The organism is Albidovulum denitrificans (genome assembly GCF_002973535.1).
In the GTDB taxonomy this organism is placed as follows: Bacteria; Pseudomonadota; Alphaproteobacteria; order Rhodobacterales; family Rhodobacteraceae; genus Albidovulum; species Albidovulum denitrificans.
Genome location: NZ_PVEP01000011.1, coordinates 92,951 through 116,747 on the forward strand (window position 1 = coordinate 92,951; position 23,797 = coordinate 116,747).

Annotated in this window: 20 protein-coding genes; 9 read left to right on the plus strand and 11 right to left on the minus strand. The window is 65.1% G+C overall.

Going from position 1 to position 23,797, the window contains the following annotated elements; all coding sequences use genetic code 11:
* Nucleotides 1-42 precede the first annotated feature (42 nt).
* Nucleotides 43-918, minus strand: a complete 876-nt coding sequence (locus LX70_RS18270; protein ID WP_105516231.1) for a glycosyltransferase family 2 protein — start codon at nucleotides 916-918, stop codon at nucleotides 43-45.
* Between the two features lie 351 nt (nucleotides 919-1,269).
* Between LX70_RS18270 and LX70_RS18275 the strand changes: the two genes are divergently transcribed.
* Entirely contained in the window at nucleotides 1,270-1,941 is a 672-nt protein-coding gene (locus tag LX70_RS18275) for a VPLPA-CTERM sorting domain-containing protein (protein ID WP_245885130.1), read from the plus strand.
* A gap of 106 nt (nucleotides 1,942-2,047) precedes the next feature.
* Here LX70_RS18275 and LX70_RS18280 read toward each other — a convergent pair whose 3' ends face one another.
* From LX70_RS18280 to LX70_RS18290, 3 genes are read right to left on the minus strand one after another with little or no spacing between them, the layout of a single operon-like run.
* A complete protein-coding gene (locus LX70_RS18280) occupies nucleotides 2,048-2,875 on the minus strand; it encodes a CpsD/CapB family tyrosine-protein kinase (protein ID WP_105516232.1) in 828 nt (275 codons plus the stop codon).
* A 39-nt stretch (nucleotides 2,876-2,914) separates the two neighbouring features.
* On the minus strand, nucleotides 2,915-4,447 hold the full coding sequence (locus LX70_RS18285) for a GumC family protein (RefSeq protein ID WP_105516233.1): 1,533 nt from the start codon (nucleotides 4,445-4,447) through the stop codon (nucleotides 2,915-2,917).
* Nucleotides 4,444-5,331, minus strand: a complete 888-nt coding sequence (locus tag LX70_RS18290) for an ExeA family protein (RefSeq protein ID WP_105516234.1) — start codon at nucleotides 5,329-5,331, stop codon at nucleotides 4,444-4,446. The genes LX70_RS18285 and LX70_RS18290 overlap by 4 nt, the downstream gene beginning before the upstream one ends.
* 517 nt (nucleotides 5,332-5,848) lie before the next feature.
* On the opposite strand from LX70_RS18290, the gene LX70_RS18295 reads away from it, so the two are divergent.
* From LX70_RS18295 to LX70_RS18320, 6 genes are all read left to right on the plus strand, one after another.
* A complete protein-coding gene (locus LX70_RS18295) occupies nucleotides 5,849-6,499 on the plus strand; it encodes a sugar transferase (RefSeq protein ID WP_245885131.1) in 651 nt (216 codons plus the stop codon).
* Between the two features lie 113 nt (nucleotides 6,500-6,612).
* Nucleotides 6,613-9,066 carry a tetratricopeptide repeat protein gene (locus LX70_RS18300; protein WP_105516236.1) on the plus strand — a complete coding sequence of 818 codons (2,454 nt, stop codon included), beginning with the start codon at nucleotides 6,613-6,615 and terminating at the stop codon, nucleotides 9,064-9,066.
* 132 nt (nucleotides 9,067-9,198) lie between these two features.
* Nucleotides 9,199-9,831, plus strand: coding sequence for a polysaccharide biosynthesis/export family protein (locus LX70_RS18305; protein ID WP_105516237.1), 633 nt, complete (start codon nucleotides 9,199-9,201; stop codon nucleotides 9,829-9,831).
* Between the two features lie 111 nt (nucleotides 9,832-9,942).
* Nucleotides 9,943-11,391 (plus strand): TonB-dependent receptor, encoded by a 1,449-nt coding sequence (locus tag LX70_RS18310; RefSeq protein ID WP_146111653.1) that lies wholly within the window; start codon nucleotides 9,943-9,945, stop codon nucleotides 11,389-11,391.
* Nucleotides 11,392-11,546: 155 nt separating this feature from the next.
* Nucleotides 11,547-13,145 carry a VPLPA-CTERM-specific exosortase XrtD gene (xrtD, locus tag LX70_RS18315; RefSeq protein ID WP_105516239.1) on the plus strand — a complete coding sequence of 533 codons (1,599 nt, stop codon included), beginning with the start codon at nucleotides 11,547-11,549 and terminating at the stop codon, nucleotides 13,143-13,145.
* Between the two features lie 34 nt (nucleotides 13,146-13,179).
* Nucleotides 13,180-13,788, plus strand: a complete 609-nt coding sequence (locus tag LX70_RS18320; RefSeq protein WP_170076251.1) for a rhomboid family intramembrane serine protease — start codon at nucleotides 13,180-13,182, stop codon at nucleotides 13,786-13,788.
* Nucleotides 13,789-13,879: 91 nt separating this feature from the next.
* On the opposite strand, the gene LX70_RS18325 is transcribed toward LX70_RS18320, so the two are convergent.
* From LX70_RS18325 to LX70_RS18335, 3 genes are all read right to left on the minus strand, one after another.
* Nucleotides 13,880-15,124, minus strand: coding sequence for a glycosyltransferase family 4 protein (locus LX70_RS18325; protein WP_245885132.1), 1,245 nt, complete (start codon nucleotides 15,122-15,124; stop codon nucleotides 13,880-13,882).
* A 268-nt stretch (nucleotides 15,125-15,392) separates the two neighbouring features.
* Nucleotides 15,393-16,238: an esterase-like activity of phytase family protein gene (locus LX70_RS18330; RefSeq protein ID WP_105516241.1), complete on the minus strand. Its 846-nt coding sequence runs from the start codon at nucleotides 16,236-16,238 to the stop codon at nucleotides 15,393-15,395.
* Between the two features lie 19 nt (nucleotides 16,239-16,257).
* Nucleotides 16,258-17,277, minus strand: coding sequence for a glycosyltransferase family 2 protein (locus tag LX70_RS18335; RefSeq protein WP_105516242.1), 1,020 nt, complete (start codon nucleotides 17,275-17,277; stop codon nucleotides 16,258-16,260).
* A gap of 116 nt (nucleotides 17,278-17,393) precedes the next feature.
* On the opposite strand from LX70_RS18335, the gene LX70_RS21080 reads away from it, so the two are divergent.
* Nucleotides 17,394-17,933 (plus strand): acyltransferase, encoded by a 540-nt coding sequence (locus tag LX70_RS21080; RefSeq protein ID WP_105516243.1) that lies wholly within the window; start codon nucleotides 17,394-17,396, stop codon nucleotides 17,931-17,933.
* Nucleotides 17,934-18,035: 102 nt separating this feature from the next.
* Here the strand turns inward: LX70_RS21080 and LX70_RS18345 are convergent, their stop codons facing one another.
* Together LX70_RS18345 and arfB are read right to left on the minus strand one after the other, a co-directional pair.
* Entirely contained in the window at nucleotides 18,036-19,448 is a 1,413-nt protein-coding gene (locus tag LX70_RS18345) for an oligosaccharide flippase family protein (protein ID WP_105516244.1), read from the minus strand.
* 145 nt (nucleotides 19,449-19,593) lie between these two features.
* Entirely contained in the window at nucleotides 19,594-20,019 is a 426-nt protein-coding gene (arfB, locus tag LX70_RS18350; RefSeq protein WP_105516245.1) for an alternative ribosome rescue aminoacyl-tRNA hydrolase ArfB, read from the minus strand.
* A 142-nt stretch (nucleotides 20,020-20,161) separates the two neighbouring features.
* On the opposite strand from arfB, the gene LX70_RS18355 reads away from it, so the two are divergent.
* The gene (locus tag LX70_RS18355) at nucleotides 20,162-21,307 is read left to right on the plus strand and encodes a lytic murein transglycosylase (protein ID WP_105516246.1); all 1,146 of its coding nucleotides are present in this window, start codon (nucleotides 20,162-20,164) and stop codon (nucleotides 21,305-21,307) included.
* Here the strand turns inward: LX70_RS18355 and LX70_RS18360 are convergent.
* On the minus strand, nucleotides 21,304-23,382 hold the full coding sequence (locus tag LX70_RS18360) for a 3'-5' exonuclease (protein WP_105516247.1): 2,079 nt from the start codon (nucleotides 23,380-23,382) through the stop codon (nucleotides 21,304-21,306). The two genes, LX70_RS18355 and LX70_RS18360, sit on opposite strands and share 4 nt — an antisense overlap.
* A complete protein-coding gene (locus LX70_RS18365) occupies nucleotides 23,375-23,797 on the minus strand; it encodes a response regulator transcription factor (RefSeq protein ID WP_105516248.1) in 423 nt (140 codons plus the stop codon). The genes LX70_RS18360 and LX70_RS18365 overlap by 8 nt, the downstream gene beginning before the upstream one ends.

Sequence of the window (23,797 nt, forward strand, 5' to 3'; positions counted from 1 at the left end):
ACCGAACCAACAAACCCCGCCGGTCACCGGCGGGGTTTTTCGTCAGGTCACGTCGCGGCCGAAGACCTGCCCGATCATCCAGCCCGCGCGCACCAGCCGAAAGCGCAGAAGCGTCCCAACGCCCCGCAGCCGCTCCCCCGGCCCCGCAAGCCGTGGATGCGCCAGCACCTTCGGTATATGCGCAAGGCCGCTGCCCGCGACCGCGACCGCGCGCAGGAACCAGCGCAGCCGCCCGCCCAGGCCCGGATGCGACGCCATGTGCAGGCCGAACATCTCGCGCGTGATGCGGCGCCATTTGCGCATCAGGGCGGGCCAGTCCGACCGCGTCGGATGCGCCACCCGCAGCGCTTCTTCCAGAACCAGCCCGAACCCCTTGTCGCGCGCGCGAAAGCACCATTCGGCGTCTTCCGACAGGCCGGGCCGGAACGGGCCGACCGCCTCGAACACCGCCCGCGTCGTCAGGAGATTGGCGGTGACGGAAAAGCCCTTGCGCTCTATATAGTCGCGATAGTTGAAGGCGAAGACCGTCTCGAACGCCTCCGCCCCGCTGCGCGGCGGCGGGGTTTCGTCGAAGACGTCGATCGCGCCGCCGACGATGTCCGCCCGCCCGACCGTGGCCCTGGCAACCCGCAGCCAGTCCGGCGAGGGGATGCAGTCGGCGTCGAGGAAGAAGAGGTTCGGCGCCGCGCTTTCCAGAACCCCGCGATTTCGGGCATTGGCGGCACCCGCCAGCGGCTCCTCCACGAAGCGGACGGAGGGGAATGCGGCCCGGACCGCATCAAGCGGCTGGGTCGAGGCGTTGTCGACCACCAATATCTCGGTGTTGTCGGTGTCGCCCTTCGACAGCGCGCGCAGGCAGCGCTGCAACCGCTTCGAATCATTGAAGTGCGGGATGATGACGACGTGGTCGAAGGTCATATCTGGCGCCAAAGGTAAGGACAATTTCTTGCGGAACGGTCTGACAAGTTTGATCCGTTGCCGCAATCGCCTTCTGTCTTCCGGGGGTGCTTTTGCCGACACGGAAACGATTGAGTCAAAGTTCGCGGATCGTAGCCGCATCGCGACCAATCAATGTTGCCAGATCGGCGACGAACGCCCCCGAAAGCGGCGGATAAGCCCATGGAACCATTTAGAGAACACGCTATGGTTGAAATGTGGCGAACTCGAACGAAAAATGGTCGAAATGTGGCCGACAGATGTTCCTTCCCCGGCGAAATGTGGTAAAACCATGTGGAGACGGAGCTTGCTATTTTTCTACAAGGGGTGGCTATGTTTAACATGAAATGGGTGGCCGGTGCTGTTACGGGCGCGGTGATCGGGCTTGGGTCCGCTGCTGCGAACGCTTACATCATCGACTTTACGAACGCGAATACCGGGACGACGGGCACCATCTTCGGTGGCAGCGTCAGCTGGACCATGACGGCCAGCGGACCGCTGAACAACTCCCAGGCTTTCGACGGGACGGCAAATGCCGGCACCAACGCGGCGGGCCTCGCGCTTGACACCGACGGTTACGGTGTCGGCAGCTACGACGACGAGGTGACCACCTTCGCCAATGGCGAGCAGGAGTGGATCCGCGTTTCCTTCAGCGCTCCGGTGCTGGTCGATGCGCTTTACTTCCTCGACCTTTTCGTTGCACGTGACGGGTCCTCGCAGGAAGTTGCGATGGCCTCGATCAACGGCGGTTTCCCGATCGTGTCGACCTACGCGACCGACGTCTTCGGCAACAGCCGTCCGGGCTTCGCCGCGTCGACCTTCGCGCCGATCCTGGTCAGCGACATCTTCTTCACGATCATGAGCACCAACGACAATATCGGCTTCGCCGATGGCGCGCTTGCTGGCATCGGCCTTGCGCCGGTCCCGGTTCCGGCCGCCGGTCTGATGCTGCTTGGCGGTCTCGGTGGCCTCGCCGCCCTGCGCCGTCGGCGCAAGACGGCCTGATCGGACCTGACAGAACAAGAAAGGCCGGGCAAGTTGCCCGGCCTTTTCGTTTGCAGGTCGTTGAACAGCGAAAGACGGGGCGACAGGCGGATCGCCCGCGCCCCGCTTATTCGTACATGCCGTAATCGTAGCCGATCGTGTCATCCGAATAGCGGCACTTGTTCAGCACCACGCCCAGCACGTTGGTCAACTGGGCGATTTCCTTTTCGCAGATGTCGATATTGGGCAGCGTGGTGGTTTCCGCCGCCGCGACGAGGATCGCGCAATCGACATTGCCGAGGAAGCCGAGGTTGTCGTCGCTGGCCAGCATCGGCGACATGTCGAACAGGATCAGGTCCGGCTTGTAGCGCCGCTCGGCCGCGTCCAGCGCGTCGCGGGCGGCCTGGCTTTGCAGAAGCTCCGCCGGGCGGTGGCTGTAGGTCGCGTTCAGCGAGACGAGGCAGTTCGCCCCGATCCTGACGGCCGTCTGCTCGAACTCCGCCTCTCCGGCCAGATAGTCGTGCAGCGATTTCTCGGGCGTATGGCCCAGCGTCCGGTGCAGCGACGGGCGCCGCAGGTCGAGGTCCAAGAGCATGACCTTCAGGTCCTTCTGCCGCCCCAGGCTGACCGCGAGGTTCAGCGCCACGGTGGACTTGCCGCAGCCGGCCTCGGGCGAGGTCACGGCAAGGCGGGTCCACCCCTTGTCCTTCATCATGCGGATGGTGCGCGAGCGCAGCATGTCATAGGGCGCGGCATTCTTGCCGCCCTGCAGGGCCGTGATCCGGTTGCGCATCGCCATTTCGGGCGAGATCGTCACCTCAGGCAGGTCTTCCCAGCCCGTCGTGGCCACCGGGGCCGCGGCCGCCACGGTCCGGCTGCGGACGACATCGCCCCCGCCGACCGCGGACTTCCGCATCTCCCGCGCCTTCGCAAGCGCCGCTTCAAGCTTTTCCATACCGTTAAACCTTCCGCTGTCCGCGAAGCACGGGGCGCATCAAAGCCTGATCCCGAGCTTGTCAGCCACTTTTGCAAAGATGTAGTCAAGCGGCGCGACATAGACATGCACCGCGTAGATCACCGCCGGAATGCCGACCACGGCCAGAAGCAGAAGCACGACAAAGCCGCTGCGCCGTTTCATCGTCTCATTCGGGGTGCGGATATAGGGGACCGTCACCAAGGGCGTGATGCCAAAGCTCTTGATAAGGTCCTTCGGCCGACGCACCGAGCGGTTGAGCAGTTCCAGAAGCACGATCAGCGCGATGCCAAGCGCCGCGCCGCCGCCGACACCGGCCGCCGCAACCATCATCCGGTTGGGCTTTGTCGGGCTGTCCGGGGCGCTTGCCGCCTCGATCACGGTCAGCCGCTCGCCCTTGGCCTGCGCCTCGACCACCTCGCTGCTGCGGGCGGCGGCCAGCTTTGCCACGGCATTGTTGTACTGGCCCTGGATATTGCCAAGGTCGCGCGTCATCGCGTCCAGCGCGATCTGGTTCGCGGGCGTGCGGTCGATCGAATCCTTGAGGATATCGAGTTGTTCGATCAGCTGCTTGCGCTGTTCTTCCAGCGCCTCCATCTGCGCGTCCATGGAGGCGATCTGCACGTCGATCGGCGACATCACTGCGCCCGAGACATCGGCCGGGACCTGCTGCGCCTGCACGACCTTTTCAAGCTGGTCGATCTGCGCCTGAAGCTGCTTGATCTTCGGGTTCGAGGGCGACAGCACGGCCAGCGAGGCGTTCATCTGCTGGCGCAGCTGGTCCAGTTGCTTGGCCTCGGGCGTCTGCGCCGCCGCCACGCCGGTGATCTGGCCCGTCGCGTTGAAGAGCGCGATCATCCGGTCCTTCTGGTCCTTCAGAAGCGCGATGTCGCGTTCGGTCTGCGCCAGCCGGTCCTGTAGGATCTGCTGCTGACCAAGGCGATAGGTCAGCGTGTTGGGCAGCGCATCCTTGTTTTCCTCCTGGAATTTCAGGATCTTCGCGCTCATGTCGCTCAACTGGCCGTCAAGGTTCTTCACGTCTGACTGGAAGGTGGCCACGGTTTCGGATGCACCCGTCTTGCGACGCTCTGCGTCCTGGGTCAGGACGATGGTCACATATTCGTTGACGACCGCCGCCGCCTTGGGGCCGGTTTCGCCATCGAAGGTGATGGTCATGAAGGCGGCCTGGCCCTTGCCCGCGCTCTTGTTGATCGTCGTCGCGTCGCTCATCGCCTGGACGATCTGATCCGGCGTCATCTTGTTCATGTCGCGGAAGACATTGAGCTTGTTGGCGATGTCGAGAAGGTTGACCCGCCGCATCAGATCCTTTTCGGCGATCTGCAACTGCTCCATCGCCGCGGCCTGAACCGTCGGCGGCAGCAGCGCGCCGGGGATTTGCGGGCTTTCGATGACCAGCGTCGAGCGCGCGGTATAGACCGCGGGCAGCAGGAAGGCCGCGGCGATGGCCGCCGCCGTCACCAGCGCGAAGACGAGAATGAAGTAGTGGATGCGCCGCAGGAAGACGGCAAAGTAGAAGGACAGGTCCAGGTTCATTTCCGCTTCTCTTCCTCGGCCGCGATCTGGGCGGCGAAAAACACGCCATCGTCCAGAACGGATTGTACGACATGTTCGTCTACATGATGATGGTCCATGCTCCAAGCATAGAGCAGCGACATGTCGGACAGTTGATTGACCAGGCGCGGCACGCCGTGGGTGTGCTTGTGGATCATGCGCGCGGCCTCGGGCGTGATCTCTTCGCCCGTGCCACCGGCGGCGCGCAGGCGGTGCGCGATCAGTTCGCCCACCGATTTCTCATCCAGCGGCAGAAGGTGGAAGCTGGCCGCGATCCGCTGCGCAAGCTGGCGCAGCGAGGGGTCGAGGACAAGTTCGCGCAGTTCCGGTTGCCCGACCAGCACCAGCTGGATGACCTCATCCTTGCCGGAGTTGATGTTGGTCAGCATCCGCAGCTCTTCCAGGCTTTCCTGCGACAGGTTCTGCGCCTCGTCGAAGATCAGCACCACGCGGCGGCCCGAGGCGTATTCCTCGATCAGGTAGTCCTGCAACTGCTGGAACAGGTGGACATAGCTGGCATTGGGGTCGAAGGACACGTCGAGCGCGTTCAGCACCCACTGGATCAGTTCCCCCCGCCCGCCCTGGGCGTTGGAGATCAGCCCGACGGTGACCTTTGACCCGAACTGGCGCAGCAATTCCCGCAAAAGCGTCGTCTTGCCGCAACCGACCCCGCCGGTGACCAGAGTGATGGGCGCGCGCGACAGGATGCCGAATTCCAGAACGGAATAGGCACGCCGGTGCTGCGCCGACCAGAACAGGAAATCGGGATCGGGGACGAGCGTGAAGGGACGCTCGCGGAACCCGAAGAAATCCATGTAAAAGCCGACACTCGTATCTTCTGCTCCGGTCTCCACGACCTTATTCATTCACCAATCCATCCGTCGAATGCAGGTAAGAATATTCGTCTTACATGCAAGACTGCATAGCCCAATCCGGGCCGGAGTTCACGCCGTTACTGCCCGAGAACTTCGACAACTTAATGGCACGGGCAAGGCCTGCGCCAGAATGAACCGCCTCAAGGTTGCGAATCGCCCCGCCGGACACGCTGCGCTGCGGCAAAATCCGCACAAAGCCCCGAAGGTCAATATATCTGTTTCCGAGCGCGAAACGCCCGGTTTGCGGGCCTTCGCCACAAAATAGCCATAAATGGCGGGAATCAGCCGGTTAGGCGCCTGGAACACCGCCGACAGGGGGGCCGGTCCCGTTTTCGTGTTTTCGCCAAGATGCGAAAAATGCTAGTACACACATAGTGAAATTGCCACGGCGCAGAATCGTGACGGGCCAGCGGAACGGTCGCAGTCATGCCGCGGTGGGGGTGAATGGTTGCACGGGCGGAGTGGACGTATGACGCTTCAGTTGAATGAACTGTCAGACGAGTTTGAGATGTCTAGCGCTCCGGTAGGTCTGGTGAATATCGCGGCTCGGTCTGGTCTCTACCGAAATTATGTAAAGCGCCTTTTCGACGTCGCCGCCGTGCTTTCGGCCAGCCTCGTCGTCGGGCCGCTGATCCTTCTGCTTGCGCTTCTGGTGGCCGCCGATGGCTCCAACCCCTTCTACTGGAACGAACGTGTCGGGCGGCGGGGGCGGAATTTCCGCATGCTGAAGCTCAGGACCATGGTTCCCGATGCCGACAAGATGCTTGAGGATTACCTGTCCCGCAACGCCGAGGCGCGGCTGGAATGGAACAGCACGCAAAAGCTGAAGTCCGATCCGCGCATCACCCGGATCGGGCGTTTCCTGCGCAAGACCTCGCTTGATGAACTGCCGCAGCTCTGGAACGTGCTGACGGGCGATATGTCCCTTGTCGGGCCGCGCCCGATGATGCCCAGCCAGCGGCCGCTTTATCATGGCCTGGCCTATTACTCGCTCCGTCCCGGCATCACCGGCATCTGGCAGGTGTCCGACCGCAACGAAAGCGCCTTTTCCAAGCGTGCCGAGTATGACAGCGCGTATGACGAGAAGCTGACCTTCCGCATGGACATGTGGCTTTTGTGGTCGACGGTGCGTGTCGTCCTGAAGGGCACGGGCTATTGAATTGACCCCATGCCCCCAGTTCGGGCAAAGACTCCCCAATAATTGACGGACCTGCCATATTGGCGCCCCGGTTCTGGCGTATGGGCCGCCCACGAGGCGCGTAAGAGGATTTGATGACGCTCCGCAAAGTACTTGTTCCCGCCTTCCTGGCCATCGGCGTGATGGCCCTGTCGTCCTGCGAATCCTCAAAGGAGCGGGCGGAGAAGTTCTATCAGTCGGGCATGGCCTATCTGGAACAGGGCGATGTGGAGCGCGCGATCGTCGAATTCCGCAACGTCTTCAAGCTGGACGGCGAACACAAGGAAGCGCGGCGCGCCTATGCCGAGATCGAGCGCAACCGGGGCAAGCTGCGCGAGGCGTTTTCGCAATACCTGCGGCTGGCCGAACAGGACCCCAAGGACCTCGACGCGCTGCGCGCCCTGTCGGAGATGGCGGTCGCCAATGGCGACTGGGAGGTGGCGGAGCGGTACGCGACCCCGGCGGCGGAGCTTGCGCCGCAGGACCCGCAGATCCTCGCCCTGAAGGCGGCGGCGGATTACGGCAAGGCCACGACCGAGGCGGACAGCGCCGGTATTGTCGACGCGATGAACCGCATCAAGGCGCTGCGCGCGGCCAACCCCGACAATGTCCTGCTGCGCCGGGTCATCGTCGATGATCGCCTGCGCGCGCAGGATTTCAACGCCGCCCTGACCGAGATCGACGAAGCCATCGCGATTGAGCCTAAGGACCGGCAGTTGAACGCGCAGCGCCTGACCGTCCTTTCCGCGCTTGGTGACGAGCAGGCGGTGGAGGACGGGCTGATCGACATGGTCCAGCGCTTCCCCGAGGCGCCGGAGATGAGCGCGACCCTCGTGCGCTGGTATGTGTCCCGCGATGAGCTGGACAAGGCCGAGGCGCATCTGCGCGCGCGCGTCGATCTGACCGCGCCCGATGTCACCCATGTCTTCGACCTTGTGCGGTTCCTCGCCGAACATCGCGGCACCGACGCCGCCGTGGCCGAGCTTGACAAGGTGATCGCCAGCGGCGCCACCTCGCCCATCTTCACCTCCGCGCGCGCCGGGTTCCTTTTCGACCTCGGCCGCCACGATGAGGCGATCGCCGACATGCGCGCGGTCCTGAAGGAAGACGGCAGCCCCGACGACACCCGGCGGATCAAGATCGGGCTGGCCCGGATGCTCAGCGCCTCGGATCAGGACGATGAGGCGCGCAAGCTGGTCGATGAGGTGCTGGCCGAGGATTCCGGCTATGTCGAGGCGATGAAGCTTCAGGCGGGCTGGGACATCCGCGACGACAAGGTGGGCGATGCCATCGCGGTCCTGCGCCGCGCGCTGGACGACAGCCCGAACGACCCGGCCCTGATGACGCTGATGGCACGCGCCTATGAGCGTGACGGCAACCGCGACCTGATGCGCGAGATGCTGTCACTGGCCGTCAACGCCTCGAACCGCGCGCCGGACGAATCGCTGCGCTATGCGCAGTTCCTTGCGTCCGAGAACAAGCTTGTGCAGGCCGAAAGCGTGTTGATCGACGCGCTGCGCCTGACACCCGGCAACGCCCATATCCTGATGCCGCTGGGCCAGGTCTATGTCGCGATGCAGGACTGGCCGCGCGCCAGCGCCGTCGCCAATCAGCTTGCCGCCAGTTCCCAGCCCGCCGCGCGTAACGCGGCCGTCGGGCTTCAGGCCGCCGTCCTGAACGGCCAGAAGAACAGCGAAGAGGCAGTCGGCTATCTTCAGGGGCTAGTCGACAGCGGCAAGGGCGATCTGGGGACCAAGATCGCGATCCTGCGGACCTATGTCAGCAACAACCAGATCGACCGGGCGCTGGCCTATGCCAACCAGCTGAGCCATGAGGCGCCCGACAACCCGGAAATCGAGTTCATCAACGGCTCGGTCCAGCTTCTGGCCGGGAACACGGCCGCCGCCGAAACGATCATGCGCAAGCTGGTCGAGGCGGACCCTTCGCGCAACCAGGCCTGGCTTGCGCTGGTGCGCATCGTCGCCAGCGACCCGAAGCGGACCGAGGAGACCCGCACCCTGATCGCCGAGGCGCAGAAGGCCGCACCGGACGCACCCGAGCTGAAATGGGCGCAGGCGGGCATTCTTGAGCGGACCGGGGATTATGCAGGCGCCATCAGCGTTTATGAGGCGCTTTACAAGGAAAACACCGGCAATCCGATCATCGCCAACAACCTCGCCAGCCTGCTATCGGTTCATGGCGCGGGTGAGGACAGCCTGAACCGGGCCGAGATCATCGCCCGCCGTCTGCGCGGCAGCACGGTTCCGGCCTTCCAGGACACCTATGGCTGGATCGCCTATCTGCGCGGCAACTACAAGGAAGCGGTGAGCGAGCTTGAAAAGGCCGCCGCGGGCATGCCCGACGACCCGTCGGTGCAGTTCCACCTGGCCAAGACCTACCTCGCCCTCGACCGCAAGAGCGACGCGCTGGCCCAGTATCGCCGGATGGAGGGTCTTTTCCCGCAAGGGGCGGAGAAACCCGGCTACGCGGCGGATGCCGAAAAGGACGTTCAGGCCCTTGAAGCGGGTGGTACGACGGTCGGAAACTGACGCCGGGGGGTGTTGCCCTTGGACAACGAACCGTTCCGGCCCCCGGCAAACGCGTGAAGATTACGAGTTAACAATTTGAAAGATCAACAATCGGGCTTAGTGTGGGTTCGATTCGAAACTCAGGGTGACATAATGTTCCGGACCCTCATTGCCTTTCTCGTGGCCATCTTCCTTGCCCCCTCCGCCTGGGCGCAGGGCTATTCCATCCAGCCGGGCGACGTCCTGCAAATGGAAGTGCTTGAGGACCCGAGCCTGAACCGCAGCCTTCTCGTCCTGCCGGACGGCACCGTCAGCCTGCCGCTGGTCGGCTCGCTCAAGGCCTCGGGCCGCAGCGTCAGCACGATGCGCGGTGCGATCTCCTCGGCCCTGGCGCCGAACTTCGCCTCGGCGCCGACGGTCTACCTTTCGGTCGGCCAGTTGAACCCGATCACCAGTGCCGTGAACAACGCCGCCGCCCAGACCGCCGCGCAGAACTACAAGCCTTACGGCACCGTCTCGGTCTACGCGATGGGGGAATTCAACACCCAGGGTCGGCTTGACATCCAGTCCGGCACGACGCTGCTGCAATTCCTGGCCGAAACCGGCGGCCTGACCCGCTTCGCCGCGACCAAGCGCATCCAATTGCGCCGCCCGAACAAGAAAACCGGCACGGAAACGGTGTACAACTACAACTTCAAAGCCGTACAAGGCGGGGCGCAGGCGCCCGTGATCATGCTTCGTGACGGCGATGTCATCGTGGCACCGGAGCGCAAACTCTTCGAATAAAGGGCAAATCGCGTGGTGGGGACGAGCAGTAAGAAAATCGCGGTAATCGCGGCCCTGACAACACTCTTGCCAACAAGCGCCCTCCCTCAGCAGCAGGGGGGCGTCGGCACGGTGGCAGGGGCGCAGCCGACGACGGCAACGACGACGACGGCCGCAACGCCGGGCATGGCGACGGCGGGTGCCGCGCAGACGGCGGGGGGGGGGCTTACGCCCTCGCCCAGCGGGCTGAACAATACCGGCGGGCTTCAGATCGACTTCGGTCTGTCGAGCAAGCTGACCTTCGACGACAACTTCCGGCTTAGCAATTCCAGTTCCGGCACGACGACGATCTGGGACAACACGCTGGACTTCAACCTGTCCAGCATCACCCCGCTGAGCGACCTGTCGATCACGGGGTCGACCGTGCTGCGCAATGCCTCCATTCCGGGGCGCAGCGTGTCGGGCTTCGAAGATCCGCAGGTCCGGCTTCGTTATACCCGCGACGGCGTCAACAGCCGCTTCACGCTGGATGGCCGCTATCGCCATGCCGACCGTGAGTTCCTGAACCCCTTCAAGGTCGAGCAGGAAGAACAGGCGCTGGGGACGCTTCTGGGCGGCGGCGGCACGGTGACCTGGAAGGATTACGGGCTGACCTACCAGACGGGCCTCAACGCGCCCCTTGGCTTCCAGCTTGCGCTGAAGCGGGCCGAGACGGATTACGACACTTTCGCCACCGCGATCGACCCGAATACGCTTTACGACCGGGTGACCGACACCGCGAATGCGACGGTGACGATGAAGGTATCGCCGGTGATGACGGTGCGCGGATCGGTCGGACTGACCGATTTCGACGCGCAGGACCCGGTCAGCACCAGCCGCCGGACCGAGGATTACGCCATCGGCGCGACGATGGACATCAACCCGGTCCTGCTGCTGGACGCGCAGATCGGCTTTACCGACATCACGACCGACACGATCGGCGGCCGGACCACCCGCAATGGCGCGACCTCGGCCTTCCAGCTGACCAAGACGCTGCCGAACGGGACGATCTTCGGCAACTTCACCTCGACAGTGAACCAGAACGGCACCCGCTCCATCCTCAGCTTCGGGCGCACGCTGCAACTGCCCTCCGGCACTTTCTCCGGCACGGTTGGGGTGACCCATACGCCGGGCGGCAGCGACCGGTTGTCGGGCAGCGTGGCCTATAACCGCGTCATGCGGTCGAGCGACATCACCATCACCGCCCAGCGCAGCGTGACGAGCAACGGCGCCAACACGGCGACGGGGACCAGCACCGACGTGCTGAACACGCGCATCGGCGTTGCCTACAACTATGCGATCAACACCGATTCCGCCCTCAACCTCGCGCTGGACTGGGGCCGGGCCGAGGCGGCCGATTCCGGCTTTGCCTATAACACGACCGAACGCACCACGCTCAGCGCCGGTTACTCCCGGATGCTGACGCAGGACTGGAACATGACGGGCGGCTTGCAGCTTCGCCATCGGTCCGACAACGGCGGCACGGCGCAATCGAACGCGGTCTTCCTGACGCTGGACCGGAATTTCAGTTTCCGTCCCTGACGCAATGACGCGCGCGGACCGGGTTCCGCGCGCGGCTGCGCAACGGTGGCCGCGTCCTGACGCAAAGTTCATTGGCCCGCAGCGGAAGCCTGTCGATCTTTGCCAGCGTATACAGTAGGTTCCTGCGTGTTTAACCAGGCCGGATTTTATATCAGATGACCCATAGCCCTACCCCGAATGACAGCGCCGCCTCGCTTTCGGCCGGGGTGCGTCCGGTGGGCTTTGGCCTTTTCGTGGCGCTTCTGGTGGCCTCGCTGCCGATCTTCTGGCTTGGCTTCGCCTCGCTTCTCAGCGCCTGGTCGACGGCGGAATACAGCCACGGGCCGCTGATCCCGCTGATCTCGCTTTACCTCTTCCTGCGCGAATTGCGGCGGATGCCGCCGCCCGGCCCGGCGCGGGCGCGCTGGCCGGGGCTGGTGGTCCTGGCCGCGGGGCTGGGCCTTGCCGCGCTTGGCAACATGATGCGGGTGCCGGACATCGTCACCTATGCCTTCATCATCTGGGTCGGCGGCGTTGTCCTGACCGTCTTCGGCTGGGATCGCGGGCGCCACCACATGCTGCCGGTGGTGCATCTGGTCTTCATGCTGCCGCTGCCGCAGATCCTTTACTGGAAGCTGACGATCTTCCTTCAGACGGTGTCCTCAGAAATCGGCGTCTGGCTGGTCAGCCTTGCCGGTGTGGCGGTCTATCTGGAAGGCAACGTAATCGACCTTGGCGTCTACAAGCTTCAGGTGGCCGAGGCCTGTTCCGGCCTGCGCTACCTCTTCCCGATCCTCAGCTTTTCCTACCTCTTCGCGATCCTCTATCGCGGGCCGTTCTGGCACAAGATCGTGCTTCTCCTGTCGGCCGCGCCGCTGACGGTGCTGATGAACTCTGTCCGCATCGGGGTGATCGGCATCCTCGTCGACCGTTACGGGATCGAGCAGGCCGAGGGGTTCCTGCATTTCTTCGAGGGCTGGGTAATTTTCCTGATCTGCGTCGGCATCCTCTTTCTGATGGCGATGGGCTTGCAGCGCATCGCGCCCACGCCCCTGTCGCTGTCCGAGGCGATCGACCTCGATTTCAACGGCCTTGGCGGCATCTTCGCCCGCGTCTTCGGTATTCAGCCCTCGGCAGGCCTTCTGGGCGCGGTGCTGCTGACCGCCGCAACCTCGCTGGCCTGGCAGACCCTGCCCGCCCCGCAGATCGCCGCGCCGGATCGCGACCCGCTGGCGCTTTACCCGCGCGTGATCGACAACTGGCAAAGCTATACCGAACAGCTTGACCCAGACATCGAGAAGGTGCTGGCCGCCGACGATTACCTGAACGCGATCTATCAGAACCCCGACGTGGCCCAGCCGGTCAGCTTCTTTGTCGCCTGGTACAACAAGCAGACCGAGGGCCAGGGCATCCACTCGCCCGAGGTCTGCCTGCCGACCGGCGGGTGGGAGGTGTTCAGCCTTCAGGAAATGCCGCTTGACCTGACGGCCGAGGGCTATGGCACGTTCCGCGCCAACCGCGCGGTGATCCAGAAGGGGCTGACCAAGCAGTTGGTCATCTACTGGTTCGAAGGGCGCGGCAAACGGGAATCGAACGACTTCAGCGCGAAGATGAGTGTCTTGAAGGACAGCCTCGTGTCCGGCCGGACCGACGGCGCGCTGGTGCGCTATGTCACCCCCATCGGCCCGGATGAAACGGAAATGCAGGCAGAGGCGCGGCTGATCGCCTTCATGCGCGAAAGCCTGTCCACCCTGCCCCGCTTCGTCCCCTTCTGACCCGATGCCGCCCGGAACGCCCCCTCGCCTGCGCGTGCCTGCCGTCATCTGGGCGCTGGTGATCGCCTCGACCCTGCCCGAGCTTTTGCTGACCGGCGCCGACCTCCGGCTTTGGGGCGATCCGTCCTGGCGGATGGCGGCCTACGAATACGGCGGCTTCTGGTCGGGCCTTCTGCGCGACTGGGTTCCGACCTATCCCGGCCAGGCATTCGCGATGTTCGCGACCTACGGTTTCCTCCATGGCGGGCTGTCGCATCTGGCGCTGAACATGGTGACGCTGATCGTCTTCGGCTCCATCCTCGCGCAGCGCTATGGCGGGGGCGCGATGCTGATCCTCTATGGCCTGTCGCAAATCGGCGGCGGGCTGGCCTATGGCCTGCTTTCGCCCGCCGACAACGTGCCGATGGTCGGCGCCTCGGGCGCGATCTTCGGCCTTGCAGGGGCGTTCCTGATGCTGAGCGCGCGACAATTGCGCATCCGGGGGCAAAGCGTCATCCCGGTGCTGAAATCTGCGGGCGCGCTGGTCCTGCTGAACCTCGTCCTCTGGTGGGCGATGGCGGGCGGGCTGGCCTGGCAGGCCCATCTTGGCGGCGCGCTGGTCGGGATCGCCTTTGTGGCGCTGGTCCCCCCGCGCCAGGCCTGACCACAGCTTTTCGGGTTTACACCGCATCAGAATTCGAACTTATTTCGTTCGAATTCCGATAGTTACTGCCTCAACCCAAACCCGGAACGCATTATTTGCCGATCTTGCCGAAGGCCCGGTCATAGGCCGCCAGCAGGTTCGGCACCGAATGCGCCCAGCTGAGCGCGGACAGGACACGTTCGCGCCCGACCCGCCCCATCTCGGCCCGCTTTTCGGGGGCGTCGATAAGACCCGCGATCTTTTCGGCGAAATCGACCGGGTCGTTCGCCCGCGCATAGACCGAGGCATCGTCGGCCGAGGCGCGGCCCTCTTTCAGGTCGAACTGCACGACCGGCTTTTCAAGCGTCATGTATTCCATGACCTTGTTCATGGTCGAAATGTCGTTCATCGCGTTCTTCGGGTCCGGGCTGACGCCGATGTCGCAGGAATTGAGCGCGCGCAGCAGATCCTCACCGTAAAGCGGCCCGGTGAAGGTGAACCAGTCCGACAGCCCCCGGCGGTCCACGTCCGCCTGAACGGTCGGAAGCTCTGGCCCGAAGCCGACGATCACGAAATGCACGTCCCGGTGGCCCAGCGCCTGGATCAGGTGTTCGGCCGCCGCGACCAGAAGGTCCATCCCCTCTTGCTGGCCGATGACGCCGACATAGCCCATGACCGTGCCTGCCCCCTTGCGGACCGCAGGGTCCGCTGGGCGGATCTCGAACTTCTCGATCTTGGGGGCAGAGCGGACGACAAAGACGTCCTCGGGCGCCATACGGCCACGGTCAATCGCGATCTGGCGAAAGCTCTCATTCGTGGCGATGGAGACGGCGGCAGAGGCGAAGGTCATCCGCTCCCAGATCAGCATGATCTTGTAAAGCAGGCCGCGCTTGTCGAACTTCGCCTCGAACAGCTCCGGGCAGACGTCGTGATGGTCGAAAAGATAGCGCACGCCGCGCCAGCGATACCAGAGCCCCAGAAGGAAGATCAGGTCGGGCGGGTTGCAGCCATGGATGATATCAAAGCCGCGTTCCCGGCGCACACGCGGGGCCAGCCGGAACCAGTGCCAGAGAGAGCCGAGATATTCGCGCGCATAGGCGACGGCGCCGGAATGCGCCTCGGCCGGGGCCGGGTAGCGGTAGATGTGGATGTCGTCTATGACTTCGTAAAGCTTGTCCCAGCCGCGCCCCGTCGGGCAGATCACGCTGACCTCATAGCCATGCGCGGTCAGTGTCGTCGCCTCAAGCCAGACGCGCCGGTCCAGCGGCACGGGCAGGTTTTCCACCACGATCAGCACCTTGCGGTTACGTCCGGCGAGGGTGGCGGGGGTGGTGTTCAGCGGGTCCATGGCCGTCATCACGCGTGATCCCGGCAGGTCATCAGGCCGCCGCGCGCCGGACGGTCCGCCGGGGTGAGGCCCCGGCCCATACCAAATACTGCGATCTTCACCCTGGACCTCGCGCTCGTTCCGTTTCTTGTGCTGTGCCGGACCTGTGGCCCGCCCCCCGGAATGCCCTGAACGCCCCACCTCAATTCCGCCGGAGTTTTAGCCGAGCGGCCCCCTATTGGCAAAATGAAAATCCCGGCGGGTCGGCGATCAGGCGCCGATGCGTGGACAATCGACCTCAGGGCAGGACTTCGTATTCGACGAGGGTCGTCTGGCCGAAGGCGCTGAAATTATCGTCCGAGATCAGGGTCATGATCTGGCGCCCTTTCGGATCGCGCCAAAGCGACATGCCCTCCATATTCCCCAACGTCCCCGGTTCCGTTGTCAGGATCGCGGTGCAGTCCACCACGCCCGTGGCGGCCAGGGGGCAGGTGGAGATACGGACCTGCATCTTGCCCAGCCAGGTCACCCGCCGCTCCAGCAGCCAGAGCCGCCCCTGATCGTCCACCGTCGCATCCGAGGCGCCGAAATCCCCGTCCGAGCGCAGGATCGGCCCGTCCTGCCAATCGCCCCTGGTGCCGCGATAGGTGCGATACCCCCCGGCCTTGTCGTCGGGCGCCTCGATCACCGCCAGAAGCGTTCCGTCGGGTAGCCGCGCCAGCCCTTCGAAGCCTTCGTTACCCCAGTCGCCCTTGAAGCGATCCCAGGCGTGAAGCGGGATCGGCGTCATGTCGGGCGGCTTGACCGCGGTGATGCGTGAATAGCTTTCATATCCCACGAAAAGCCCGCCCTCCGGCCCCATGGCAAGCGATTCCGCGTCGCTGGTGAACCCCGCAACCGGCTGTCCCTTGTTGTCGAGAAACCGCGCGTGCCAGTCTGGCACCGCATTCACGATCCGGCCCGCTTCGTCGCGCGCAACGCTTACCCGCCATAGCGTGCCATGGTCACTGACGGCCCAGAAGGCGCGTCCTTCATCGGTCACGGCAAGGCCGGAAAACCCACCGAAATCAGTGCCTTCCACGGCCCAGTCAAGGTTTTGCAGGAGCCGCAGCTCCAACGCCCCCGCCGGGGTGGCCAGCAGCATCAGCGCGCACAGCGCGGCGCTACTCCGACGACCGGCCAAAGGCGATCTTCTGCGCGTCGGGCGACAGCCGGTCGCGCACCTCTTTCGGGGGCGGCAGGCAAAGCGCGCCGCGCACCAGCGCAACGGCCTGCGGCCGCGCGCCCTTCAGCAGGATCTGCACCGCCTTGGCGCCGGAATAGGCCAGCGTCACCGGCAGCGCGACGGGGTTGAAGCGGCGGATGAACAGGGTTCGCCCGCGATACTTGAACCAGAACGAAAACGGCGAGGCCATCCGGTCCAGCGTGGGCGAGCCGATGGCCGTACCGGCGTGGTGATAGACCACCAGCCCCGGCGCCACGACCAGCGGCAGCGCGCCCCGCCGCATGGCCCAGTCTGCTTCCTCATAATAAAGGAAATAATCCTCCCGCATCGGGCCGACGCTTTCATAGAACCGGCGCGAGGCGACCATGCTTGCCCCGGTGATGAAGTCGAGCTGATCGGCACCGGGCAGCGCCGTCTTGTCGGCGTCGCGGCCAAGGTTGACGTTGCTGCTGACCCCGGTCCAGCGGTTGATGGTTCCGCCGTCGATCTGGATGCGGGTTTTCGGGTCGGCATAGCAGACCCGCCCGCCCATCAGCCCATAGCCCGGCGTCACCGCCGCCGCCGCCATGATCGCGCCCGTCGCGCCCGCGTCGGCAAAGGCATCGGGGTTCAGCACCCAGAAATGGCCGATCTCCGGCATCCCGGCCAGCAGCGCGAGGCCAAGGTTCACCCCGCCCGCAAAGCCCGTATTCGCCGTGGAATGCAACAGCGCCACATCGCCCGCCTCATCCAGCGCGGGCCGCTCGCCCGAGGCGAATTCGCGCAAGACGACATCCGGGTTTTTCGCCGCCCATTTGCGGATCACCGGCACCGTGTCATCGGTCGAGGCATTGTCGACGACGACGATCTTCGGCCTGCCCGCCGACTGCGCCAGCAGGCTTTCGATACAGCCCACGATCACGTCGCTGGCATTGAAGGCGACGACAACGACGCCAATCGGGCAGGTCACAGATGTCATAGGCTGAAAATCCGGCTTCTTCGTTCCGTTTGCTCTATCCCCCGAACGTGGTAGCAATTTGGCGATTGCGCCGCCATGCAGAAATCGGGCCGCGCCGAGCGATACGGGGGAAAACCATGGCCATCCAACACCGAAGCCCGGTCAGTCGGCTGAAACGTGCCGTCCGCTCCATGCTCGACCCGGCGGTGTTGCTGCACCCCTTCCGGCTGATGCATTACTACGGTTATACCCATGTCTCCCAGCGTCGGCACCTGACGCTTGGCCGCGATGTCAGGATCGCGCCGAACGTCTCTTTCGCCCATGCCGAACGGATCTCGCTTGGCGATCAGGTTCAGGTGGGCGCGCGCTGTTCGCTTTGGGCGGGCAAGACGACAAGCTGGATCCGCGTGGGCGAGCGCAGCACCTTCGGGCCAGAGGTCTTTGCCACGGCCGCCGATTACGGCCTTGCCCCGGACAAGCGGATCACCGATCAGGAGATGGTCGAACGCGACATCGTGATCGGGCAGGATTGCTGGATCGGCGCGCGGGTCATCCTGACGGCGGGCATCACCATCGGCGACGGGGCGGTGATCGGGGCCGGGTCGGTGGTGACGAAGGACGTCCCGGCAGGCGCCATCGCGGTCGGCGTTCCGGCCAAGGTCGTGCGGATGCGTTAGGGCCTGTCGCGTTCCTTCGCAGTCACGCGATACGCGCCAACCCTTTGATGCCGCATGTTCGGGAAGCGCGAAAACCGGTTCCCGCTTTTCGCGCAACATGCGTCAGACGCGCCCGCGCAGCCGCCGCAGCACATAGCCCCTGAGCGCCGACATCTGCCACAGCCCCGCAAGGATGATCGCGGCGACGATCCAGCGCGTCCAGTGCAGGTTGTCAAGGAAGCCGGGCTGCGGCAGCAGGATCGCGGCGTCGATCAGCGCCCCGGCGCAGGCGATCCCGAACAGGATCGACGGCATCAGCAGCGGCCGCAGCCTTAGCCCCGCGCGTTTCGAAGCGAGGGAAAGCGACACCAGATAGCCCAGAACCTCGGCCACCGTCGCGATGGCCAGAACCGTGTAGACCGATCCGGTCTGGACCACGGCGAGCCATGAGATCGGCAGCGACAGCACCCGGAACATGTTGGCGATGGCCGCATTGCCGGACCTGTGCTTGGCCAGGGCCACAGTCGAGGCGCCGGTCTTTGCCACCCGCACCGCCTGCATCACCGCCATCGGCATCAGGATCAGCAGCATCGCGTCGTATTTCGGCCCCAGAAGGATATGCACGATCGGCCCGCCCAGAAGGACGGTCCCCAGAAGCAGCAGAAACCCGATCGCGATCCCGCCTTCCACGGCGGCGGTGCCGAACCAGTTGAAGCTGCTGTCATCGTCACGCAGGGCCGACAGTTTCGGCAGGAACAGCGACTGCGCCGCGTTGCCAAGGACCAGCGTCGGCGTCAGCGTCAGCGTGATCGCCATGGAAAAGACGGCCAGCTGGCTCATCCCCAGCTCCCGCCCGACGATCAGCCGTTCGCCGTTGAAGACGCCAAAGAGCAGGATCCCGTTCAGGAGAAGCGGCCAGCCGAACATCGTGGCCCGTCTCATCAGCCCGAAATCGAAGCTGAGCCGATAGGGGCGTTCGGCCATCACATGCGACAGGATCACCATGCTTGCCGTCTGGATCAGAAGCGAAACCAGCATGATCCGGTAATCGCCATAGATCAGCGCGATGGGCCAGAGCAACAGGACCGAGATCAGCGGCGGGATCGACTGTGTCGCGACGAAGGGGCGAAAGACCATGTGCCGCTTCAGCCGGTGCATGTCGAAATGCTGCAATCCGTTCATCAGCGGAATGACCGCGATGACCTGATAGGCCCAGGCCACTTCGGAGATGCCCAGAAAATCGGCATAGGGCTGCGCGATCAGGAACAGGATCACGCTTGACGTCATGCCGCGCATGACCTGAAACCCCTGCATCGCGCGCTGGAAATGCGGGTCGTCGCCATCCTTGTCGACCACCATAAGCTGGTTGAGGCCGACATAGGACAGCATCTCGACCACCGACATCACGATCGCGAAGGTGGAGGCGATACCGTAATCATGCGGGCTGACCAGCCGCGCGACGATAAGGTTGCGCAGCAGCAGCAGGGCAGAGCCGAAGGCGTTGCCGGTGACAACGAGAAAGGCTTTCTTCAGCATTCTGCGCTCTGCCCGGTTTGCGTCTTCGTCCCCGGCGGGCCTTTGCCCGACCGTGGATGCGTCGATGCCATGGCGCGCGAGAGAAACCAAACGAAAAAGTTCGCACCGGCAACGATCTGCCGTAAAATACGCGATTGCTTACGGGCTACTCCGTGTCGCGCCCGATCTTTCCGCGCAGGGCCTTCACTTCGCCCCGGATCGTCTTCGCCGCCAGACGGCGCTTCTGGCTGCCAAGCGTCGGCCGCGTCGGGCGGCGTTTCTTGGGCGTGACGAGGGCTGCGCGGATCATCTCAACCAGCCGGTCGCGCGCGATCTCGCGGTTGCGGGTCTGGCTGCGGGTGTCTTCCACCTGAATGACGATAGCCCCGTCATTGGTCCATTTCCGCCCCGCGATCCGCTTCAGCCGCGCCTTGACCGGCGGCGTGAGGTGGGGGGACCGGTCGGCCTCGAACCGCAATTCGACGGCGGTGGACACCTTGTTGACATTCTGCCCCCCCGGCCCCGAGGCGCGCATGAAGCTTTCCGTCAGCTCCCAGTCGGCAATCGCGATGTCATCGGTGATGCGCAGCATGACCTCAGAGATACGTCGCAAGGCGGGCCAAGTCCACGGGCGCGGAATTGCCACCCGGCGACGCGGTCCCCGGCAGCGCTTTGCGCGGGCCGGGCGATCCGCTACAGTGGCGGAAAAAGAACTCCGGGCAGTAGGAACAACCATGACCATCACGCGACGCAACTTCGCCCTTGGCCTGACGACGCTGTCGGGCCTTGCCGCCTGTAGCAACCCGCAGCTTGGCGCCCTGACCACGACGCGCCGCGCCGCGCCCGCAGGGGACCTGCCTGCGGTGCCGAACGCGGGCTATGACGCCTGGGTCGCGGCGTTCCGGCAGCGGGCGGCGGGCTATGGCCTGACCGCCGCGACCGTCAACACCGCCTTCCGCAGTGCGGGCTTCCTGCCCGGCGTCATCACGCGGGACCGCAACCAGACCGAATTCAGCCGCACGCTGGAGGATTACCTGTCCATCGCCACCTCGGACGAACGTGTATCCAAGGGCCGTGCCGCCTATGCCCGGCACCGCGCGACGCTTTCGGCGCTGCAAAGCCGCTACGGCGTCGATGCCACCGTGATCGCCGCGATCTGGGGGCTTGAGAGCTTTTATGGCGAGCGGCGCGGCGATGTCTCCGTGATCTCCGCCACCTCGACGCTGGCCTATGAGGGGCGGCGCGGGGCGTTTTTCGAAAAGCAGCTCGTCGCCGCGCTGAAGATCCTGCAAAGCGGCGACACGACGCCCGCGAACCTGACCGGAAGCTGGGCCGGGGCGATGGGCCACACGCAGTTCATCCCGACCACCTATCAGGCCTATGCCGTCGATTTCACCGGCGACGGGCGGCGCGACATCTGGGGCGACGACCCGACCGACGCGCTGGCCTCGACCGCCAACTACCTTGCCAAAAGCGGCTGGGCGCGGGGCCTGACATGGGGCGGCCTTGCCGGATCGGGCGTCGCGGGGCGGCTGATCCAGCCGCAGGCGGGCGGCCCGAGCTTTGCCGTCACAGGCAATTTCGACGCCATCAAGCGCTACAACAACTCCGACAGCTATGCGCTTGGCGTCGGGCTGCTGGCCGACCGGATCGGCGGCGCGGGGCCGTTGCAGGCAAGCTTTCCGCCCGATGCCAACGGGCTGACCAAGGCCGACCGCGTGGCGCTGCAAAAGGGCCTGACGGCGCGCGGTTTCGATACCGGCGGCAGCGACGGGGTGATCGGGCCGAAGACGCGCGACGCGATCCGCGCCTATCAGGCCAGCCGCGGCATGGCGGCGACGGGGGAGCCGTCGGTGGCACTGCTGCGCAGTCTGGGCTAGGCGTTCAGGTCCTTCAACAGCCGCCCGTGCTTGCGCACCTCGGTCAGCACGTCGCCGAAGGTCAGAAGCCCCTTGGCCTTCAGCATCGGCAACAGCTTCTGAAACGCCTCGGCCGTCGCGATCGTGTCGCCAAGCGCGGTGTGGCGCGCCTCTTCCGGGATGGTGATGCCAAGCCGGTGGGTCAACGCGTCAAGGCTGTGGCTTTCGGTCTTGCCATAGACCACCGCCGACAGAAGCACGGTGTCGAGGATGGGGTTGTCGAAGGTCATCCCCAGTTCCCCCTCGCGGCGGCGCAGGAATTCCATGTCGAAGGGCGCGTTATGGGCGATCAGGACCGAGCCGCTGGCAAAGCCGTGAAAGCGGCGCAGCGCCGTCGGCACGTCGGGCGCGCCTGCGATCATCGCCTCGGAAATCCCGTGGACCTCGGTCGCCTTGGGCGGGATGCTGCGGCCGGGATCGACGAGCGTGTCGAAAACCTCGCCCTCCACCCGGCGGCCGTTCACCAGCCGCAGCGCGGCGATCTGCACGATCTCATCGCCCTCCTGCGGCAGAAGGCCAGTCGTCTCGGTGTCGAAGACGACATAGGCAAGGTCATCCAGACGCGCCTCGGCCAGCGCGGTGGCGGTGGGTTTGAAGAGCAGGTCAAAGTCGTAGACGACCCGACGCAACAGCGGTTCGGGCCGGCGCGAGGCCACGCGCGCCTCACGCAAGGGCAGGCAGATCGCGGCCCGCCCCCCGCTGCGCTGTTCGGGCCAGCATTCGGTCGCATGGCTGGCCAGAACCGCCCGGCCCGTGGTGTCGTCGCCGGACCGCTCCAGCGGTTCGGCCAGCCAGCGTTCCAGCGGACCTAGGCCAAGGGGCGCGCCGGTCCAGGCCAGCTCGATCATCGCGCCCGGCCCGTCCTCAACCACCGAGACCGCGAAGTCGCGGGCGGTGTTTTCCTCGGCCAGACGCGCGGCCAGACCGGAGAGCAGGGCGAGGATCTCAAACCCGTTGCAGCGCAGGAGAAGCCCGCTGCCCTCAGTCACGACGGCAAGCCCCGCCGTTTCCATCCGGGCGCGGACGCCGTCGAGAAGATCGGCACTGCGCGTCATCGGCATCGGCCACCAACCGGCGCGGGCGGCATCGTAGCGCCCGCCGAGTTCGTTGATGGCACGGGCGAGCGTCCCCACCTCCTCGATCAGGGCGGCGTCGAGCGCGGGGCTTTTCTCCCCATCCTCGCCCGCCATGACGCCGATAACGGTCTGAAGGCTGGCGGCCGGGCGGCGGATGCGGTCGAAGATTTCGTCCAGCAGCCGTTCGCGCCCGGCATGGGCGTTCATGTCGGCGGTGATGTCGCGCAGCGTCAGCACATAGCCGGTGCCGCTTTCGCCCGCCTCCTCCACCAGACGCATCCGGCCAGAGAAGAGGTGCGCGCCGTCCAGCGTGGCCACCATCAGGTCGGACACCGCGTCGGGATCGCCCGAGGCCAGAAGCCGGTCATAGGCATGGCGCAGCGGCGCCTCGCGCAGATAGGAAAAGACCGGCCGGTCCAGACCGATCTCGGCGTCCGCGCCCAGAAGGCCGGCGGCCTGACCGTTGTAGAACGCCATCTGGTGGCGCCCCGAACACAGCAGCACCCCCACCGGCACATCGGACAAGAGCGCCTCAAGCCGCGCCTTTTCTTCCGCCAGCCGCCGGGTTTCGCGTTCCACCGCCTCGGCCAGCGCGCTGCGGGTGACGGTCAGGTTTTCCGCCACCGCCCCGGCGGCGGGGGCGAGGTCCCCCAGGTAGCGGCCGGGCGCAAGATCCAGCGCCCCGGCGCCTTCGGCATGGGCCTGCGCGCGCAGCCCCGCCGAAATCCGCCCGATGGCGCGGGCAACGTTTTCGTCGAAAAGGTACCAGACCCAGGTGACAAGGCCGAGGATGGCGAAGGACGCCACGCTCCCGGCCAGAACGAACCCGTTCAGCAAGGCGGGTTCGGCGATCTTGCGATAGCCGAACCAGAGGCCCGCGATAACGGCCGCGACCCCGCCAAACGCGAGGACGGCAAAGAACAGGAAGATACGCAGACGCAGGCTCAGCTTTTCAAGCATCGCCGTCCGCCCCTGCGGCCTCCCCCCCGGCCCCGGTGTCGAGCAACCGGCGCACCTCGTCGCGCAGTTCCTTCAATTCGAACGGCTTGGCGATGAACCCGTCCGCGCCCAGCGCCAGACCCTTGCGGCGTTCCATGGTCGATCCGCGCGCCGTCATCATCAGGATCTTCACGTCCTTCAGCGCCGGGTCCATGCGCACCGTCTGACAGATCTCATAGCCCGACACCTCGGGCAGCATGACGTCCAGAAGCACCAGATCGGGCGCGCTGTCGCGGATCTTCGGGACCGCCTCGGCCCCGTTGGCGATGCGTTCATGGGCATAGCCTTCGCGCGTCAGGACATAGTCAAGCGCCAGCGCGATGTTGTCCTCATCCTCGACGATCAGCACACGATGTCTCAGCTTCGGCTCTACCAT

Coding starts and splice junctions, on each gene's coding strand:
- LX70_RS18280 (WP_105516232.1), bottom strand. CDS start 2,875: ATGGAAAAGCTTGAAGCGGCGCTTGCGAAGGCGCGGGAGATGCGGAAG.
- LX70_RS18345 (WP_105516244.1), bottom strand. CDS start 19,448: ATGCTGAAGAAAGCCTTTCTCGTTGTCACCGGCAACGCCTTCGGCTCT.
- LX70_RS18330 (WP_105516241.1), bottom strand. CDS start 16,238: ATGCTGCTGGCCACCCCGGCGGGGGCGTTGGAGCTGCGGCTCCTGCAA.
- LX70_RS18300 (WP_105516236.1), top strand. CDS start 6,613: ATGACGCTCCGCAAAGTACTTGTTCCCGCCTTCCTGGCCATCGGCGTG.
- LX70_RS18285 (WP_105516233.1), bottom strand. CDS start 4,447: ATGAACCTGGACCTGTCCTTCTACTTTGCCGTCTTCCTGCGGCGCATC.
- LX70_RS18360 (WP_105516247.1), bottom strand. CDS start 23,382: ATGCTTGAAAAGCTGAGCCTGCGTCTGCGTATCTTCCTGTTCTTTGCC.
- LX70_RS18275 (WP_245885130.1), top strand. CDS start 1,270: ATGTTTAACATGAAATGGGTGGCCGGTGCTGTTACGGGCGCGGTGATC.
- LX70_RS18305 (WP_105516237.1), top strand. CDS start 9,199: ATGTTCCGGACCCTCATTGCCTTTCTCGTGGCCATCTTCCTTGCCCCC.
- LX70_RS18365 (WP_105516248.1), bottom strand. CDS start 23,797: ATGGTAGAGCCGAAGCTGAGACATCGTGTGCTGATCGTCGAGGATGAG.
- LX70_RS18295 (WP_245885131.1), top strand. CDS start 5,849: ATGTCTAGCGCTCCGGTAGGTCTGGTGAATATCGCGGCTCGGTCTGGT.
- LX70_RS18290 (WP_105516234.1), bottom strand. CDS start 5,331: ATGAATAAGGTCGTGGAGACCGGAGCAGAAGATACGAGTGTCGGCTTT.
- LX70_RS21080 (WP_105516243.1), top strand. CDS start 17,394: ATGGCCATCCAACACCGAAGCCCGGTCAGTCGGCTGAAACGTGCCGTC.
- LX70_RS18270 (WP_105516231.1), bottom strand. CDS start 918: ATGACCTTCGACCACGTCGTCATCATCCCGCACTTCAATGATTCGAAG.
- xrtD (WP_105516239.1), top strand. CDS start 11,547: ATGACCCATAGCCCTACCCCGAATGACAGCGCCGCCTCGCTTTCGGCC.
- arfB (WP_105516245.1), bottom strand. CDS start 20,019: ATGCTGCGCATCACCGATGACATCGCGATTGCCGACTGGGAGCTGACG.
- LX70_RS18355 (WP_105516246.1), top strand. CDS start 20,162: ATGACCATCACGCGACGCAACTTCGCCCTTGGCCTGACGACGCTGTCG.
- LX70_RS18335 (WP_105516242.1), bottom strand. CDS start 17,277: ATGACATCTGTGACCTGCCCGATTGGCGTCGTTGTCGTCGCCTTCAAT.
- LX70_RS18325 (WP_245885132.1), bottom strand. CDS start 15,124: ATGACGGCCATGGACCCGCTGAACACCACCCCCGCCACCCTCGCCGGA.